Source organism: Tautonia sociabilis, from assembly GCF_003977685.1.
GTDB lineage: Bacteria > Planctomycetota > Planctomycetia > Isosphaerales > Isosphaeraceae > Tautonia > Tautonia sociabilis.
Map to the genome: position 1 here is coordinate 13411 of NZ_RYZH01000017.1, position 16221 is coordinate 29631.

The window sequence follows — 16221 nt, forward strand, 5'->3', positions numbered from 1 at the left end:
CGCGGCGATGCTCGCCCTGCTGGGCCTGGCCCTGCTGTGGCGGGCGCTGCCGGCCTCGGAGTGGGCCGACGCGGTGCTGTTCCCCCGGATCGAACGCGCCGGTGCCTGGGGCTATCTTGGCTTCGCGGCCGTTTACGCGGTGGCGGTGGTGCTGATGGCCCCGGGGTCGGTTCTGACCGCGGCGAGCGGCTACCTGTTCGGCCCGGTCGCCGGCGCGGCGCTGGCGGCGGGGTCGGCCACGGTCGGCGCGTCGGCCGCCTTCCTGATCGCACGTCGGCTGGCCCGAGAGGCGATCCGGCGTCGGGTGGCGGGAGATCGCCGATTCCAGGCGATCGACCGGGCCCTGGCCGAGCGGGGAGGGTGGGTCGTCTTGCTGCTGCGGCTGACTCCGGCGGTGCCGTTCAACGTGGCCAACTACGCGCTGGGGCTGACGGGGATCCGGTTCAGGAGCTACGCGGTCGCGAGTTTCGTGGGAATGCTGCCGGGATCGGCCGCCTACGCCCTGCTCGGCGCCTCGGCCGGAGGCCGACAGCCCGAGGGGATCGGCCCGGTCGGGTGGATCGCCCTGGTCTGCTCGACGCTGGTGGCCGTGGTCGTGCTCTCCCGGATCGCCCGCCGCGCCCTGGCCGAAGCCGGGGCGGAACTCGACGCCGAGCCCGCACCGCGATGACCGCCGCCCCCCGGGTGCGACTCCCCCCCGACCGCCCTCCCCCGATCACCGCAACTCCGATCCGATCCGAGAGGACCCCTCGATGATCCCGACCACCGACGTCCGCCGCTGGCCGCCTGAAGAGCTGCGACGGCGGCTCGACGCCAGCGAGCCGCTGGTCGTGCTGGACGTTCGAGAGCCCGAGGAGCGGCTGCTCTCCGCCATCCCCCTGCCGCCCTCCGTGCTCGACCTGCACGTGCCGATCGGCCATGTCCCCGAGCGCCTCGACGCGCTGCGGGAGGTCGTCGCCGGCCGACCGCTGGTGATCTACTGCCACCACGGCGTCCGGTCGCTCGCCACGGCTCGGTGGCTGGCCGATCGGGGAATGGCGGACGTGGTGAACCTGGAGGGGGGAATCGATGCGTGGTCGACCGCCGTGGATCCGGGGGTGCCGCGGTACTGATCGGAGCGGGAAGGCTGCTGGCCGATGATGATGGCCGGATGCGAGAGCCGGCTTCCCATCGGTGACGTTCCCGATCAGAGTGATCTCGGAGGAGGCCGAGCGATGCCCCCGGGCGATCGGGCGATCGGCCGACCCGCCTCCGGCCTCCGGCCTCCGACCTCCCCCGGACTCCCATCGATGCGACCCAGGACCGCACCGATCCTCGTGCTGATCGCCTCGGCAGGGCTGGTGGCGGGCCTGGCGGGGATGCTCCGGAACCGGGAGATCCCGCTCGGGGTGCCGGGGGAGTGGACGTGGTCGAGGCTGGGGCCGGGGATCCGGCCGGTGGCGGCCGACGTGGGCCTGGCGCTGGCGGGCCTGGCGCTGTACGCCGGGTTCGCCGCGATCGGCCGCCGCGACCTGGGCCGGGAGCGGCCGGGACGGGGCAGGGAAGCGGCCTGGGTGGCGGCCCTGGTGGGCCTCGGAGCCGCCGCTCAGGTGGCGGCCATGGGGGCGGCGCCGCCGGGATACGGGATCGCCAAGGCGGTCACGCTGGCCATGAGCGGCTCAAGCGGCTATTTCCACGTCGCCCGGGAGGAGATGGCGGACCCGTCGGCGTTCCTGGCCTCGTATCCGGAGTGGATCCAGGAGCAGGATGTCTATCATATCGGCACCCATCCGCCGGGATTGTTCGTCCTCTCCCGGGCGGCGCTGGGGCTGATGGACTCGTCGCCGGGGCTGGCAAGGGCGGTCGACGACGCGATGCCCGACCAACTGGACAACGCCTTCCGGCAGATCATCGGCCCGATGCCGAGGGCGGACCGCTCGGCGCTGGTGCTCGTGGCGGTGCTGACGCTACTGGCCAGCGCGTCGGCCTCGGCGCCGCTCTACCTGATGCTGAGAGGGTCGGGGGCGAGCCCGGCGGTCTCGTGGTCGTCGGCGGCGCTCTGGCCGCTGGTCCCGTCGGCGGTGCTGTTCCAGCCGACGGCGGATGCGGCCTTCCCGCTGCTGTCGGCCTCGGCCGTGGCGCTGGCGACCCGGAGGGGGCCGGCGGCGTCGGTGCTGGCGGGAGCGGTGCTGGCGGCGGGCATGGCCTGCTCGCTCGTCTTCCTCGCCGTCGGGCTGATTGTCGGCCTGACGATGGCGACGTCCCCCGGCGAGCCGGCCCGTCGGCGAGTCTCCCGCTTCGTGCTGACGGGAGTGGGGTTCCTGGTGCCGACGCTGCTGGGCTGGGCGGCCACCGGGGCGAACCCGTTCGCGATCTGGTGGTGGAACCAGCGGAACCATGCCGGGTTCTACGTGGAGCATCCCAGGAGCTACCTGGCGTGGCTGGCGGCCAATCCGGTCGAGCTGGCGGTCGGGCTCGGCCTGCCGGCGACGGCGTGGGGACTGGTGGCGATGGCCGGAGGACGGGCTCCGAGGGTGTCGTGGCTGTCGCTGGCGGTGCTGGCGGTGCTGACGCTCTCGGGAAGGAACCTGAGCGAGGTCGGCCGGCTCTGGCTCCCCTTCTTCCCGATGCTGCTGGCCGCCGCCGGGCCGGGACAGGACCGGATGGGGGGAGGAGCGGCGACCCTGGGAGGGACGGCGGCCCTGATGGCCGTTCAGGTCGTGGCGATGGAGCTGACGATCCAGGTCGTCTACCCGGTGTCATAGCGATCCGGATGGGACGGTGACGCGGCGATCGTCGCCGATTCGACTCGGGGCGCCGCCGCCGCGTCATCGCGGCGCTCTCCTCGCCCAAGTCCGGCGACCGGACGCTCACATCGATCATCCGAACGACCACCGAGGAGGCTTCGACCCGATGCTCGACCACGCGCGCCGACTCGTTCCGCTGGCGGGGCTCGCCCTGGCGATCACCCTGCCGACGATGCCGGGCTTCTCCCCGGCGCTGCTTGCCCAGGAGCGTCCCGAGGAGCGGGACGGAGGGCCGGAGGCGGCGATCGCCGAGGCGATCGAGAAGCTCAAGGACGAGGGGCTGAATCGTTCGCAGGTGATGGAGACGCTCAGCTACCTGACCGACGTCATCGGCCCTCGCCTGACGAACTCGCCGGGAATGAGGCACGCGAACGCCTGGACGAGGGACACGCTCGCCTCGTGGGGCCTGGAGAACGCGGCGGTCGAGCCGTGGGGAACGTTCGGCCGGGGCTGGTCGCTGGACCGGTTCTCGATGCAGGTGGTCGAGCCGCAGTGCATCCCGATCATCGCCATGCCCAAGGCGTGGTCCCCGGGAACGGGGGGGCCGATCACCGGGAAGGTGGTCCTCCTGGAACTCGAATCGGAGGAGGACTATGCGACGTATGAGGGCAAGCTCCAGGGGGCGATCGTCCTGGTGAGCGACGAGCGCGAGGTCGAGGCCCACTTCGAGCCGGAGGCGACCCGGCTCGGCGACGACCGCCTGCTCTCCCTGGCCAACGCCCCCGACCCGGCCGATCGCCGCCGGCAGGGCCCGCCCTCGGGAGAGCGGCGACGGCCGACCGAGGAGCAGATGGCCGCCTTCCGCGCCCGGGCCGCCGTGCTGGCGAAGCGGGACAAATTCCTGATGGATGAAGGGGCCGCCCTGGTCGTCGATTGCAGCCCGAGAGGAGACGGCGGCACGATCTTCGTCCAGTCGGCCTCCGTCCCCCGCGACCCCGACGCCGAGCCCCAGGGCGGCGGCAGCCCCTTCGGCGGCAACCGCGTCCGCCCCTGGGACCCCGAGGCCCCGGCGATGCTCCCCCAGGTGACGATGGCCGTGGAACACTACAACCGGCTCGTCCGGATGATCAAGCAGGGCGTCGAGCCGACGATCGAGGTCGACCTGCGCGTGACCTTCCACGACGAGGACCTGACCGCCGCGAACACGGTGGCCGAGATCCCGGGGTCGGACCCGGAGCTGGCCGAGCAGGTGGTGATGGTGGGCGGGCACCTCGACTCCTGGCACGGCGCCGGCTGCGCCACCGACAACGCCGCCGGCTGCGCCGTGGCGATGGAGGCCGTCCGCCTGATCAAGACCCTCGACCTGAAGCCAAGGAGGACCATCCGGATCGCCCTCTGGTCGGGCGAGGAGCAAGGGCTCCACGGCTCCCGGAACTACGTCTCGCAGCACTTCGGGGCTCGGAACGACGACGGCGAGCTGAAGACGACCGAGGAGTACGACCGCTTCGCCGCCTACTACAACTTCGACAACGGCACCGGCAAGATCCGGGGCGTCTACCTCCAGGGGAACGAGGCCGTGCGGCCGATCTTCCGGCGCTGGCTCCAGCCGTTCGACGACCTGGGCGCCTCGACCCTCTCCTCCTCGAACACCGGGGGGACCGACCACCTGCCGTTCGACGCGATCGGCCTGCCCGGATTCCAGTTCATCCAGGACCCGATCGAGTACAACACAAGGACGCACCACTCGACGATGGATAGCTTCGAGCGGGCCCAGGCCGACGACCTGAAGCAGGCCGCCGTGATCATGGCCGCCTTCGCGTACCGGACCGCGATGATGGACGAGCTACTGCCCCGCAAGCCCGCCCCGGGGCGCTGATCCCGCCTCCCCGTCGTCATCGGCCGCTTCCCCCGCCTCGGGAACCGGATCCTCCCGGGGCGAAGCCGATCGATCGTCCAGCTCCAAGTCGGTACCGTTCCACTGGCGAGGCGAGTGGGACTTCGGCCCCGGGGGTGCTTGGCAACGGGATCGGCGGAAGGCTGGGGTCGGGTCGGCCCCGGCCTCCCTCGATCGTCGATCCTCTGTCTTCGGTGAGCCTCGGGATCACTCGGGCAGGATGCCCCCCGGACCGCCGAGACCGGGGACGATCGGCGGGGGAGGAGCGGAGTCGGGCGTGCTGGCCGACGGGAGGGAGGGGAACGGCGAGGCGGCGGCACCTCCCCCGGCACCGGTCTCGCCGACGGGGCCGGCACCGAGCATGGAGCGGCGGCCGGCGACCCCTTCCGGCCGGGCGGAGACGAGCACGAGACGCTCGACCACGACCGGGCGGCCCCACTTCTCGGCGGTGGTCCGGGCGCCGAGGCTGACCAGCAGCAACTCTCCGGGCTTCAGGGGCCAGGCCCCCTCGACGTGGGACCGGACGACCTCGGGGACCTGGAAGGACGCCTGGAGCTTCATGGCGCCGGCTCGGGAGACGTTGGGGTCCTCCTCTGCTCGGCGGCGGAAGAGGCCGAGGATCGGGCGGTCCTCGGCGGGAGAGGGGCCGTCAACGGCGTCCTCGAACGATCCGGTGTGGATCCCCTGGATGGTCGACTCGTCGAGGTTCAGGCCGACGACGAGGCCATCGGCGTCGGGGGTGGCCGAGAGGCTCAGATCGACGCCGTTGTGCATCTGCTCCAGGATCGGCAGGTAGGCGATTCCCGATTCCTGCCCGGGGGGGCCGTCGGCCCGGCGCTCGAGGTCGACGACAAGCTGAACGGTCGAGCCGGTCAAGGTCCGGGCGGCCTGGCCGGCCTCGGCGACGGCGGGGGGAGCCTGCAGGACGACGGTGCGGGGGGACTTCTGGACGTGCTCGATCAGGGAGCGGGCGGTGCGCTCGTCGATCGCCCAGATCGAGACGCCGGCCTGCCAGCCGAGCCGGCGGGTCTTCCCCTTGAGGACCCCTCGCCAGTCGAGCCCCTCGACCTGGATGTCGCGTACCTCGAACGCGAAGCGAGGGCCGCCCGCCGCGCCTCCGGACTCCGGCGCCGAGGCCGAGGCCGGGGCGGTGGGATCGACGGCCGGCGGCGGAGGCAACTGCGTCGGGATCGAGGCCGCCAGAATGATGGCGCCGAGCATCGGGAGTCCCTCCCCTTCCGATCGGTTCCGATCGAGCGGGCGTCGCGTTCGTTCCTTCGTACGGTCTCCCCCGGCCGGCTCAGGCCGACCCGGGGCGGGTTGGATCATAGGCCCTCCCGCCTGGCCGGTCAACCGCGGCCGGCTCACGCCGGCCCCGATCCGATCGAGGCACGAGGCGAGTCGCCGAGCGGCCTGACCTCGGCGAGCCAGGCCGCTCGGATCGAGTGGACGTCGGCGCCGGTCGCCTTCGCCTCGGCCCTGTCGAGGAGTGCGAGCCATCGACCCTCTTTCGCCCGGCGCCTGGTCGTGACGCGATCGATTCGCCGGGAGGGAAGCGATCGACCTGCCGGCGGTGGCGGGTCACTCGTCGTCGTCGGCTGCCGCGTCGTCCTCATCCTCCTCGACCTGGAGGACGAAGGCGGAGCGGACGGGGGCGGGCATGGGGGAGTCGGCTCCCTTGACGGATCGCCAGATGATCTCGTTGAAGAGGAGGTCGTCGGCGGCGTCCTCCCGGGAGAGGTCGAGGCGGTTGGACAGCTCGGCGCCCCAGGCGGTGGCGAGGTTCGTCTCTTCGAGGTCGATCCGGGCGGGGCGAAGCTCGTAGGGGGTGGCGTCGGGCTCGGCATGGAAGCAGTGGTACATGGGCCGGGCGGCGGCGTCGAACTGGCTCATGGGCTCCAGGCCGAGGATCAGCTCCATGGTGCGGAGCATCGACGAGGTGGAATACATTGTCGAGTCCGTGCCCGATCCCCGGGTGTAGGGGCTGACGCAGAGGGCGACGGTGCGGTGGGCGTCGACGTGGTCGGGGCCGTTCTGGGCGTCGTCCTCGACGACGAAGATCGCTGTCTGGGGCCAGAATCGGGACTTGCTCAGGCCCTCGACGATCATCCCCAAGGCCAGGTCATTGTCGGCGACCATCGCTCGGGGGGTGAGGGCGCCGGGGCGGGTGCCGGAGGTGTGGTCGTTGCCGATCCGGACGATCTGCAACCGCGGCATCTCTCCCTCGCGCTCGAATCGGGAGAGTGCTTCGAGGAACCGCTCGGCGCGCTTGACGTCGGGATAGTTAAGGTCGTAGCCGCGGTAGAAGGGATCGATATGCCCTTCGAGGGCCTCGGCCCGAGCGACGCCGGGGTCGCCGGGGTTGGGGCCGTTCTGGACCCACTCGCCGTAGGATCGGTAGCTGATACCGGCGGCCTTCGCGCGGTCCCAGAGGTAGCCTCCGGCGGGGGTGGCGATGGCGAACGCCCCCTCGGCCGGGTACGGAACGCGGCGGTCGCCGCGGTAGCCGAGCGGCCAGGTGCGCTCGACGAAGTCGGTGGCGTAGGCGGCCATGGTCCACTCGTGGCCGTCGGCGGAAACCTCGCTCTCGACGTAGAAGTTGTCGAGCAGGACGTACTCGCGCGCCAGGGCGTGATGGTTCGGCGTCACCTCCTCGGGAAAGAGGCAGAGGGCGGGCTCGCCGTTCCCCTCGGGCATGTCGCCGAAGACCTGGTCATAAGTACGATTTTCTTTGATGACATAGATGCAGTAGCGGATCGGAGAGGGGTCGCCGACCTTGGCCGGAATCGGGTTCCCCTCGGGGCGGGCGGCGGTCACGGCGGCCGGGTCGTCTCGTCGGAGGGGGCTGCACTGGTAGACGGTCTGGGTGAGGGTGCCCATGCCCTGGGGGTCGGGCATGGGGATGACCGAGAGGGTGCCCTCGAACAGGCCGGCGATGTACTCGACCGTGGGCGGCCGGCCGCCGGGGGTGGGCTGGGGACCGTTGCGGTTGGCCCGGGACATCGCTCCCTTGCCGTTGGTCACGTAGATGGTCTTGCCGTCGTCGGAGAGGCGGACGCAGGTGGGATACCAGCCAACGGGGATGAAGCCCATCGCCTTGCTGCGGCCGGGCTCCTCGACGTTGACCACGGCGAGGTTGTTCGTGTTGGCGTTGGAGACGAACAGGACCGTCTCGTCGGGGGAGAGGGCCAGGGCGTTGGGGGTCGAGCCGCTGGGGGCGTCGGGGGCGATGGCGGTGCCGATCGTCTCCAGGGCGCGGCCGGCGTCGGTGTCGAAGAGGGTGACCGTGTTGCGGTTGGCGTTGGCGACGTAGAGCAAGGCGCCGTCTCGGGCCAGGAGCAGCTCGTTGGGGTGCTCCTCGGTGGGCCAGCGGCCGACGACCTCGGCGGTCTTCAGGTCGATCAGCGAGACGCTCATCGCTCCCCAGAGGCTCGCATAGACGCGGCCCCGGGCCTCGTCGATGGCCAGGCCGTACGGATAGGAGCCGGCTCCGGTGTCGGTCTCGCCGAGGAACGCGCCGGTCTCGGCGTCGAACCGGGAGACGGTGTGCCCCCAGGTGTTGGCGACCCAGAGGGTCGAGCCGTCTCCCGAGAGGGCCAGGCCGCCGGGAACGCGCTGGGTGGTGCGGCGGACGTCCTGCTCGTCATCGGGAGGCGGAGCGGCGGGGACGAGGGGACCGGGGTAGCGGAAGGTGGTTCGGTTGGAGAGCAGCCCGGCGCGGTGGTCGAAGCGGTAGATCACGTCGTCGAAGCCGCCGCCGGCGAAGAGGCGGGAGCCGTCGGCCGACCAGAGCAGGCCGGAGAAGCTGGCCGGCAGCGAAACGCGGCTGAGGATCTGGTTCGACTCGGCGTCGAGCGTCACGACCTCGTGAGAGCGGTAGCCGGCGAACAGCAGGGCGAGGATCGGCTCGCTCGGGTGCCGGGCGATGAGCACGGGGAAGTCTCCCGCCAGCGCGATCTGCCGACCGGCCGGCCGGAGGGTCCAGCCGTTGGGCAGCAGCACACCGCCGTCCGGTTCGATGCCCGGCCAGATCGTCTTCACGGCCTCCGGGACCTCGGCGGCCGGCTCCTGCGCCGGCACGGTTGCCGGGATCATCGCCAGCATCGCGACCACGGCGATCGTCGCCGCGACGAACCCTCGGCGTCGGTGTGGGAATCGGGGGAGGACGGACATGGGAAGGGGGTCCTTGCGGGGAGGAATCCAGGGGGCACGCCGGCCCCTACCCTAACCCGGGTCCGGGCCTCCGGCCAGGATCTCGGCCGAAGCCGGGCGATTCTTCTCGGACCCGTCACCGGCCCTTTTCGGGGCCTTCCGCCACCCGTCCTGAGCCCTCAGTCCTCAGGGATCGGACACCCGCCCGGCTCCTCATGCCCATGCCCATGAGGGCACGGCTCGAGGTGCACGAGCACGTCGCGGAGGGTGGGGAAGGCGAGGAGGAGGCGGTCCTTCACGCGGTGGCCGATGCGGTGCCCCTCGGCGATGGTGAGGGAGGGGTCGAGCTCGAGGTGGATGTCGGCGAAGTATTCCAGGCCGGACTTGCGCACCCAGAGCGTCTCGACGCCGAGCACCTGGGGGTCGGCCAGGGCCTCGGCCTCGATCAGGGAGACGAAAGCGCCTTCGGCCTGGGCGTCCATCAGCTCCTGGGCGCTCTCCCAGACGAGCGAGGCGGCCGATCGGACGATGATGGCCACGACGACCAGCGCCGCCAGCTCGTCGGCGAAGAGGTAGCTCGGGCCTCCCCAGCGGACCATCCCCAGGCCGATCAGGACGGCCAGGGCGCTGAAGGCGTCGGCGCGGTGGTCCCAGGCGTTGGCGACCAGGGCGCTGGAGCCGGTCCGCCGCCCGATCCGGATCTTGTACCGGAAGAGGACCTCCTTGATGACGACGTTCGCCCCGGCGATCGCAAGCGTCCAGCCGGGAGGCACCTCGTGAGCCAGCGGCAGGCGACGGAAGGCCTCGACCCCGACCAGCAGCGCCGAGCCGAGCACCAGCAGCGACACCGCCAGGCCGGCGATCGCTTCGGCCCGGGTGTGGCCGTAAGGGTGCTCCCGGTCGGGAGGCCGCTGAGCGAGGCGGAGGGCGAACAGGACGGCCAGCGACGTGACCACGTCGCCGAGCGAGTTCACCGCGTCGGAGACCAGCGCGAACGAGTGGCCGATCAGCCCTCCCGCGAGCTTGGCGGCCCCCAGCCCGGCATTCACCGCCAGGCCAAGCAGCGCCGCGGCGACCACCTCGCGGTACAGCGCCGCCCTCGACTGCTCCCGGCCCCGAGTCGCGTCCCGAGTCATCCGCCCCCCGCCGATCAGCTCGCCCCGGCCCCGATCCGCCACCACCTTCGCCCGAGGGCGCATTGTCTCGCGTCCCTCCCCGGCGGGGAATGGCGATTCCGAGCCGAAGCGGGCCCGAATGTCGAGACAGGCCCGGCCCGAGTTGGCCGGCCCCTGGACGTCTCGCCCCAAGCAGCGAGCGACGGGGAAGACCGGCGAGCGTCGAGGAGCCTCGGGGCAGGAGACCGGATCGACGCCGACGCAGGGGCAGGAAGGCGAGCATTCGCGCCGGGGCGGCTCGCCTTCCCGCACTTGCCAGGTCCCGCCCCTGGTCGGAGCGTTTCGAGGCGGAGTCGGAATCAGGGGAGAGGAGGCTGGACGGAGAGGGAGGGCTCGGGAGAGGAATCAGGAGCCGGAGTCGATTGGAGGCCCGGCGGAGGAGCGGGGCGAGGGAGCGGAGCCGGCAGGGGAGCGGGCCGCTCAATCTCGGCGCCGGGGCCAACTTCGGGTAAGGGCTCGGGCCCGGGGACCGCGCTGGAGGACCGAGGCGGGCCAACCGCCGGCTCGGGAGCCACCAGCTCGCTGATGACTCGGGAGACGCCCACGGTCGAGGCCGCCAGCTCCACGGCCCGGTCGGCTTGCGCTTGCGAGAGGACCGAGCCGCGGAGGACGATCACGCCGCCGGGATGGGCATCGACGGCGAGGCGGGCCCCGGCCAGTTCCTTATCCCAGAGCAGTCGGCTATAGACCCGAGGGGTGAGTTCCATCGCCTCGACGGCGCCCCGGGTCCGAGCGAAGGCGGTGCGCAGGGCCCCCTCGACGGCTCGACCGGCGGTGTCGAGGGCGCCTCCAACGACCTCTCCCACCTGTTCGGCCGGGCCGACGGGTCGAACCACCTGGCCGAGCGCGCCGGCCGGGCCGAAGAGCCCGACAACGGCCAGGGCCGCCAGGGGGGTGAGCCGGAGTGTCACGTGGTTGGTCATCTGACATCGCCTCCTCGTGATTGCGAACCTCGTTCCCAGCGTGCCGACCGCCTCGACCCCGGAGAAGGGCCGGGCCCCAGAGCACCCAGGATCCCGATCAGCGGGATGATGTCGAGCCGAATCGTCTCGAAGAGGTCGGTTCTTCCGCGATGGAATCGGGCCCGACTCTCAGAACAGAGCTAGCATACCCCGTGCCGACTCGGAGCATCGGGGAGATCAGCCAACCGATCCGATTCGGTGTCGGGAGAAGACGCGGGCGAAATGGGCAGGCATGGCGTCGGCCTTGCGGTTCCCATCGGATCGCTCGACAGGGGGGCTTTGCCGGGGTGTTCGGCTCTGGAGGAGGCCGGGATCAAGCGCAGGGCGAGCGGGCCCTGGCGGCTTCGATGCGATCGAGGTGCTTAAGTCGAGGCCCTGGATCGCCTCGCAGGAGAGCAGCGCGTGGGCAGGCAGACGAGCGAGCCGGGCATTTTTTTGGTAGAAACGATCATTGGGGGAGACGATTCGAGGACCGCCCGACGCCCGCCGACGACCGGCCGAGCCCCGCGATGACTCAAGACCGAGACGAGGGACCTGTGACCGCCGTCCTGCTCATCGCCCACGGCAGCCGCCACGAACCGGCCAACGCCGACCTCCGGCGCCTGGCCGACCGCCTGGCGGCCGGGGGGAGCTATCCGATTGTCGAGCCGGCCTTCCTCGAACTGACGGCTCCCCTGATTACCGAGGGGGGAGACCGCTGCGTGGCCCGGGGAGCGACCCGGGTGCTGATGGTCCCCTACTTCCTCTCCATGGGCGTGCACCTGCTGCGCGACCTGACCGCCGCCCGGGAGGAGCTGGCGGCAAGGCACCCCGGGGTCGCCTTCATCCTCGGGCCCCCCCTGGGCCCCGACCCGGCGCTCGACCGGCTGGTGGCCGACCGGATCGCCCGGCTCGACTCGGGGAACCTCGAGCCGATCGACACCCCCTCGGCCGAGGCCGCCGCCCGCTTCGCCCCGATGGGAAGAGACGGGCCGGGGAACGACTGACCTGTCCAGAACTCAACCGACTCACACGGATCGCAATTCCGGGGAGTCCGGGGCCGCTCCGACCCCGGATTCCCCGGCCCGACGATCCGCCATCGCAGCATTCCGGGATCGCTCGGAGCGCCGGTCGCGCTCGGGAGCTGGCACGGCGTCGGCTCAGACCTCGGGCAGCTCGTAGCCGGTGCGGTAGGGGCGGGAGAGGAGGCGGTTGGCCTCGTCGTCGCCGGGGAAGGTTTCGGTCTCGGCGTCCCAGGTGAGCTTGCGGCCCAGCAGGTAGGAGATGTTGCCGAGGTGGGTGGTGTTGGTGGAGTAGTGGGTGACCTCGACGTCGCAGACGGGGCGTTCCCGGGTCTTGAGGCAGGAGAGGAAGTTGTCGATGTGATCGGGCAGGCCGTCGTTCTCGGCCTTGAACTGCTCGGCCTGGGTGGTGATCGGGCGCGAGGGGACCTCTCCCTTGATGAGCTTGATGCCGTAGGGCTCGGCCATGCGGTCGGGGATGATCTCGTGGCCGGAGCGGTCGATGAACAGCGAGCCGTCGGTGCCGCAGAAGAGGATGCCGTAGCCGTGGCCGTTCATCGGCATGCCGTTGCCCTTGCGCATGCTGTAGGTGAGCACGCAGTCGCCGGGGAACTCGTAGACGACCTGCATGGTGTCGGGGGTGTCGCGGTCGTCCTTCACGCACCAGATGCCGCCGGTGGTGTTCACCGTGGTCGGGCCCTTCTGGTCGATGGCCCAGAGGGCGATGTCGTTGAGGTGGACGCCCCAGTCGCTCATCATGCCGCCGGCGTAGTCGAAGAACCAGCGGAAGAGCAGGTGGAAGCGGTTGATGTTGAACGGCCGGGCGGGAGCAGGCCCGAGCCAGGCGTCGTAGTCGACGTGGGGGGGAGCCTCGCTGTCGGGAGCGACGCCCATGCCGAAGGGGCTGATGTTCTCGAAGTTCCAGGTCTGAATCCAGTGGACGCGGCCGATCTTCCCCTCTCGGATCGACGCGACGGCCTTGCGGAAGTTCTCGCTGGAACGCTGCTGGGTGCCGACGGCGACGACGCGGTCATACTTGCGCGCCGCCTTGACCATCGCGCGGCCCTCGGCCACGTTGTGCGCCAGGGGCTTCTCGACGTAGACGTCCTTGCCGGCCTGGCAGGCGTGGATCGTGGGGTGGGCGTGCCAGTGGTCGGGGGTGGCGATGACGACGGCGTCGAGGTCGTCGCGGTCGAGCATCTTGCGATAGTCGCGCATCGTCTCGGGCCGGTCGCCGCCCTTGTCCTTGGCGATGCGGTCGGCCGTCTCGTTGGCGTGGTTGTCGTCCACGTCGGCGACGGCGACGAACTCGACCTCGGGCCTGGGCAGGAAGGCGCCGAGCAACTGGTTGCCACGGCTGCCGGCGCCGATCAGGCCGAGCCGGACGCGATCCTGAGCCGGCGCGGCGCCGGAGGACCGGATGCCGAAGGTGGCCGCCCCGGCGGCGACGCCGACCGAGCCGACGAAGGTACGGCGGGAGAGTCCCTTCTTGGGGGTCATGGCTTGCCTCTGATTCCGATGCGATGAGATGCCCGGGGGCCGAGGCCCGGGGTCGAGCAGACGTCTCCCGATCGTACTGCCGGCCCGAGCCGACCGCCAGCGATCGGCGGGCCCTGGGGCCGAGCCTCCCGGGGCCGGAGCCGGGCCGGCTCAGCGGCGCTGATCGAGCATGAAGTCGCGGAGGCGGGAGCGGGCGGCCTCCCAGTCCCCCTGCTCCGCCCGATCGACGATCCGGCCCAGGGCCCGGTGCGCGGCATCGGGCAGGCGGCCCTCTCGGTGGAGCCGGTCGATCGCCTCGGCATTCCGGGAAAGCTGGCCGACGTCCCTCAGGCTGACCGCCGTGTACATCGCATCGACCGTGCGGAACACCTCCTCGTCCGCCCCCATCTCCGGGGATCGGCCGCAGCCGATCCCTCCCGCCGCCACGGCGATCAGCCCCGCCGCCAGGGCCGCGACCACGCCCCGGCCGGCCGATCGAATGCCCATCGCCCCCCTCCCCCGCGATCTCGCCGGAGCCCCAAACCAATCAATCTTCACTGATCACCTCGCCCCGGTCCCGGGTCGAGAGCGCAACCCACGTCCACGGGTGGATCGATTCCTTGACGAACCGCACCGAGCCGTCGCCGAGCAGGACGTTGGCCCCGCCGGGATGCTCGGCGAACATCTCGTCGGTGTGGCCGAACGGGTGGTTCGGCGCGTGGATGATCACGTCTGGATGATCTCGCACGTCGGGTCCGCTGTGCGCCCCCACCAGGTTCCCGCCGCTGTTCGGGTCCGACGGCCATCCCGGTTTTGGCGGCGTGCAGGAGAAGGGAACAACCCCCACCCAGGTGGAGTCACAAAGAACCGAGGACTTCTCCCCGAGGAAGATCGTGTTCGACAGGCCGTCACGCACCGAGGCCACCCGGGTCCTCGAATTCCGGTAGAACGGCCCGTCGATCCTGTGCGGCTCGGGCACCCCGGGGATCGGCTCGGGCACGTCGAAGTCGGCCGAATAGGCCGGGCTCCTCCCCCAGGGCTGGTTGATCCCGGCGTTGGTGACGTAGTGGCTCCGGGAGAAGACGATCTCCGGCGCGAACGGGCCGCCGTCGTTCGGCGCCATCGCGTCGCCGTTGCTGTAGCGATGCAGCGCGAACGGGTCATCGCCCCCCGTCGCCGAGGGGCAGAGAAACAGCGAGAGCGTCGTCCGGGCGCCGGTCGAGTTGTCCGGCGCCCAGCAGGGGAGGTCGACGTTCACGCTCGCGAAGAGCGTCGCCTGCTCCGCGAACGGCAGCAGCAGCATCCCCCAGGCGAACCCCGGCAGCGTGTTCCGGTTCTCGTCCGGGAAGCCAACCCCGAACGCCGTCCCCGACGCCCCCGGGTCCCCCACATACGACGGCGGGAAGACCCCCAGGGCCGATTCGTAGTGGTGCATCGCCAGGCCCAGCTGCTTCAGGTTGTTGGTGCACTGCGCCCTACGGGCCGCCTCCCGGGCCGATTGCACCGCCGGCAGCAGCAGGGCGATCAGCACGCCGATGATCGCGATCACCACCAGCAGCTCCATCAGCGAGAAGCCCCGCCTCCCCGCCGGAGCCGCTCCGGACGTCGACCCCAACTCGGTGTTCATCATCGAGATCCCCTCGTCGCTCGCTCAGCGATCTTGCTCCCGAAACACGATTTTCGAAGACCATACACCAACCATCTCGGTGCGCCAAGAACCGAGTTTTTGGAAGACAAAAATCCGGGTTCGGCGGCCCGCTCCGGGGGGAAGAGAAGCGTGGCCCTCCCCTGTCGCGTCCCCGATTGTGCCGGGCGATGGAGCGGGTAAGATGGATCGAGGGTCGTAAGGTCCGCGCTGCTCCGAGTCCGATCGACCGATCGGGGCGATTCCTGCATGACCGATCCGGGGGCCGTTCGCAGCCGGGTTCAGCGCATCGTCGCCGACGGGGGCGGGGCGGAGATCGTCTGGGATCTGCTCGCGGCCGAGGAGCCGATGGAGATCCGGGTCGGCTTCGGGCCCGAGGGCCGACGGTCGGTGAGGACGATCGGCGTCACGATGCGCACGCCGGGTCACGATGACGAGCTGGCCGTTGGCTTCCTGCTGGGGGAGCGGCTGATCTGCTCGGCCGACGAGGTCGAGGAGGTGGGCCGGGAGGAGCCGGAGGACGCCGGCCGGTCGATCGACCGGATCATCCGGGTGGATCTGAAGCCGGGGGTGGAGGTGGACCTGGACCGCTTCGCCCGCAACGTGCTCACCAATTCGAGCTGCGGCGTCTGCGGCTCGGCGACACTGCGCGCCCTGAACCTTGACGGCTGTCGGCCGGGGCCCGGCCGAGGGCCGGTCATCGACGCGGAGGTCGTCCACCGCCTGCCCGAGGCGCTGCGCGGTCGGCAGCTCGTCTTCGCTCGCACCGGGGGGCTGCACGCGGCGGCGATGGTCGACGAGGAGGGGGGGCTGATCGCCGTCCGGGAGGATATCGGCCGGCACAACGCGGTGGACAAGCTCGTCGGCGCCCGGGCGTTGGGGACGCTCGACGGGCCGTCGCCGGGAGGGTCGGCGGCGATCTTGCTGGTCAGCGGCCGGGCGGGGTTCGAGATCGTGCAGAAGGCCGTGACGGCGGGGATTCCGGTCGTCGCGGCGGTCGGGGCGCCGTCGAGCCTGGCGGTGGAGGTGGCCGAGGCGTTCGGCCTGACGCTGCTCGGCTTCGTCGGCCCGGAGCGATTCAACGTCTACAGCGGCCCGAGGCGGATCCGGGTCGAGCCGAGGGCCTCGGCCCCGCTCGACTGACCGGACCGGACCGGACTCGCCTCCCTCCCGGAAGGGGTGCCTCG

13 protein-coding genes are annotated in these 16221 nt (G+C 71.3%); 6 read left to right on the forward strand and 7 right to left on the reverse strand.

What is annotated here, in order from left to right:
* Positions 1–7 precede the first annotated feature (7 nt).
* The 4 genes from TsocGM_RS10350 to TsocGM_RS10365 all read left to right on the forward strand — a co-directional run bounded on the left by TsocGM_RS10350 (position 8) and on the right by TsocGM_RS10365 (position 4602).
* Positions 8–670: a TVP38/TMEM64 family protein gene (locus TsocGM_RS10350; protein ID WP_233578720.1), complete on the forward strand. Its 663-nt coding sequence runs from the start codon at positions 8–10 to the stop codon at positions 668–670.
* Between the two features lie 82 nt (positions 671–752).
* A complete protein-coding gene (locus TsocGM_RS10355) occupies positions 753–1112 on the forward strand; it encodes a rhodanese-like domain-containing protein (protein WP_126725245.1) in 360 nt (119 codons plus the stop codon).
* A gap of 177 nt (positions 1113–1289) precedes the next feature.
* Positions 1290–2744 (forward strand): hypothetical protein, encoded by a 1455-nt coding sequence (locus TsocGM_RS10360; RefSeq protein WP_126725246.1) that lies wholly within the window; start codon positions 1290–1292, stop codon positions 2742–2744.
* Positions 2745–2892: 148 nt separating this feature from the next.
* Positions 2893–4602 carry a M20/M25/M40 family metallo-hydrolase gene (locus TsocGM_RS10365; RefSeq protein WP_126725247.1) on the forward strand — a complete coding sequence of 570 codons (1710 nt, stop codon included), beginning with the start codon at positions 2893–2895 and terminating at the stop codon, positions 4600–4602.
* 225 nt (positions 4603–4827) lie between these two features.
* Here TsocGM_RS10365 and TsocGM_RS10370 read toward each other — a convergent pair whose 3' ends face one another.
* The 4 genes from TsocGM_RS10370 to TsocGM_RS10385 all read right to left on the reverse strand — a co-directional run bounded on the left by TsocGM_RS10370 (position 4828) and on the right by TsocGM_RS10385 (position 10870).
* Positions 4828–5841 carry a hypothetical protein gene (locus TsocGM_RS10370; RefSeq protein WP_126725248.1) on the reverse strand — a complete coding sequence of 338 codons (1014 nt, stop codon included), beginning with the start codon at positions 5839–5841 and terminating at the stop codon, positions 4828–4830.
* A 360-nt stretch (positions 5842–6201) separates the two neighbouring features.
* Positions 6202–8793: a bifunctional YncE family protein/alkaline phosphatase family protein gene (locus TsocGM_RS10375; RefSeq protein WP_233578722.1), complete on the reverse strand. Its 2592-nt coding sequence runs from the start codon at positions 8791–8793 to the stop codon at positions 6202–6204.
* A gap of 158 nt (positions 8794–8951) precedes the next feature.
* Complete coding sequence (locus tag TsocGM_RS10380) at positions 8952–9971, reverse strand: cation diffusion facilitator family transporter (protein ID WP_233578723.1); 1020 nt, start codon at positions 9969–9971, stop codon at positions 8952–8954.
* 275 nt (positions 9972–10246) lie between these two features.
* The gene (locus TsocGM_RS10385) at positions 10247–10870 is read right to left on the reverse strand and encodes a BON domain-containing protein (protein ID WP_126725253.1); all 624 of its coding nucleotides are present in this window, start codon (positions 10868–10870) and stop codon (positions 10247–10249) included.
* Between the two features lie 548 nt (positions 10871–11418).
* Here TsocGM_RS10385 and TsocGM_RS10390 point away from each other — a divergent pair.
* The gene (locus TsocGM_RS10390) at positions 11419–11895 is read left to right on the forward strand and encodes a sirohydrochlorin chelatase (protein WP_126725254.1); all 477 of its coding nucleotides are present in this window, start codon (positions 11419–11421) and stop codon (positions 11893–11895) included.
* A gap of 153 nt (positions 11896–12048) precedes the next feature.
* Here TsocGM_RS10390 and TsocGM_RS10395 read toward each other — a convergent pair whose 3' ends face one another.
* The 3 genes from TsocGM_RS10395 to TsocGM_RS10405 form a co-directional block, all read right to left on the reverse strand.
* A complete protein-coding gene (locus TsocGM_RS10395; RefSeq protein WP_126725256.1) occupies positions 12049–13410 on the reverse strand; it encodes a Gfo/Idh/MocA family protein in 1362 nt (453 codons plus the stop codon).
* Between the two features lie 150 nt (positions 13411–13560).
* The gene (locus TsocGM_RS10400; protein WP_126725258.1) at positions 13561–13896 is read right to left on the reverse strand and encodes a hypothetical protein; all 336 of its coding nucleotides are present in this window, start codon (positions 13894–13896) and stop codon (positions 13561–13563) included.
* A gap of 40 nt (positions 13897–13936) precedes the next feature.
* Positions 13937–15019, reverse strand: a complete 1083-nt coding sequence (locus TsocGM_RS10405) for a DUF1559 domain-containing protein (RefSeq protein ID WP_126725259.1) — start codon at positions 15017–15019, stop codon at positions 13937–13939.
* A 264-nt stretch (positions 15020–15283) separates the two neighbouring features.
* On the opposite strand from TsocGM_RS10405, the gene fdhD reads away from it, so the two are divergent.
* A complete protein-coding gene (fdhD, locus tag TsocGM_RS10410; protein WP_126725260.1) occupies positions 15284–16177 on the forward strand; it encodes a formate dehydrogenase accessory sulfurtransferase FdhD in 894 nt (297 codons plus the stop codon).
* Positions 16178–16221: the final 44 nt, after the last annotated feature.

Excerpts from the sequence above, each read along its gene's own strand:
- TsocGM_RS10350 (WP_233578720.1), top strand. The coding sequence starts at position 8 with ATGCTCGCCCTGCTGGGCCTGGCCCTGCTGTGGCGGGCGCTGCCGGCC.
- TsocGM_RS10355 (WP_126725245.1), top strand. The coding sequence starts at position 753 with ATGATCCCGACCACCGACGTCCGCCGCTGGCCGCCTGAAGAGCTGCGA.
- TsocGM_RS10360 (WP_126725246.1), top strand. The coding sequence starts at position 1,290 with ATGCGACCCAGGACCGCACCGATCCTCGTGCTGATCGCCTCGGCAGGG.
- TsocGM_RS10365 (WP_126725247.1), top strand. The coding sequence starts at position 2,893 with ATGCTCGACCACGCGCGCCGACTCGTTCCGCTGGCGGGGCTCGCCCTG.
- TsocGM_RS10370 (WP_126725248.1), bottom strand. The coding sequence starts at position 5,841 with ATGCTCGGCGCCATCATTCTGGCGGCCTCGATCCCGACGCAGTTGCCT.
- TsocGM_RS10375 (WP_233578722.1), bottom strand. The coding sequence starts at position 8,793 with ATGTCCGTCCTCCCCCGATTCCCACACCGACGCCGAGGGTTCGTCGCG.
- TsocGM_RS10380 (WP_233578723.1), bottom strand. The coding sequence starts at position 9,971 with ATGCGCCCTCGGGCGAAGGTGGTGGCGGATCGGGGCCGGGGCGAGCTG.
- TsocGM_RS10385 (WP_126725253.1), bottom strand. The coding sequence starts at position 10,870 with ATGACCAACCACGTGACACTCCGGCTCACCCCCCTGGCGGCCCTGGCC.
- TsocGM_RS10390 (WP_126725254.1), top strand. The coding sequence starts at position 11,419 with ATGACTCAAGACCGAGACGAGGGACCTGTGACCGCCGTCCTGCTCATC.
- TsocGM_RS10395 (WP_126725256.1), bottom strand. The coding sequence starts at position 13,410 with ATGACCCCCAAGAAGGGACTCTCCCGCCGTACCTTCGTCGGCTCGGTC.
- TsocGM_RS10400 (WP_126725258.1), bottom strand. The coding sequence starts at position 13,896 with ATGGGCATTCGATCGGCCGGCCGGGGCGTGGTCGCGGCCCTGGCGGCG.
- TsocGM_RS10405 (WP_126725259.1), bottom strand. The coding sequence starts at position 15,019 with ATGATGAACACCGAGTTGGGGTCGACGTCCGGAGCGGCTCCGGCGGGG.
- fdhD (WP_126725260.1), top strand. The coding sequence starts at position 15,284 with ATGACCGATCCGGGGGCCGTTCGCAGCCGGGTTCAGCGCATCGTCGCC.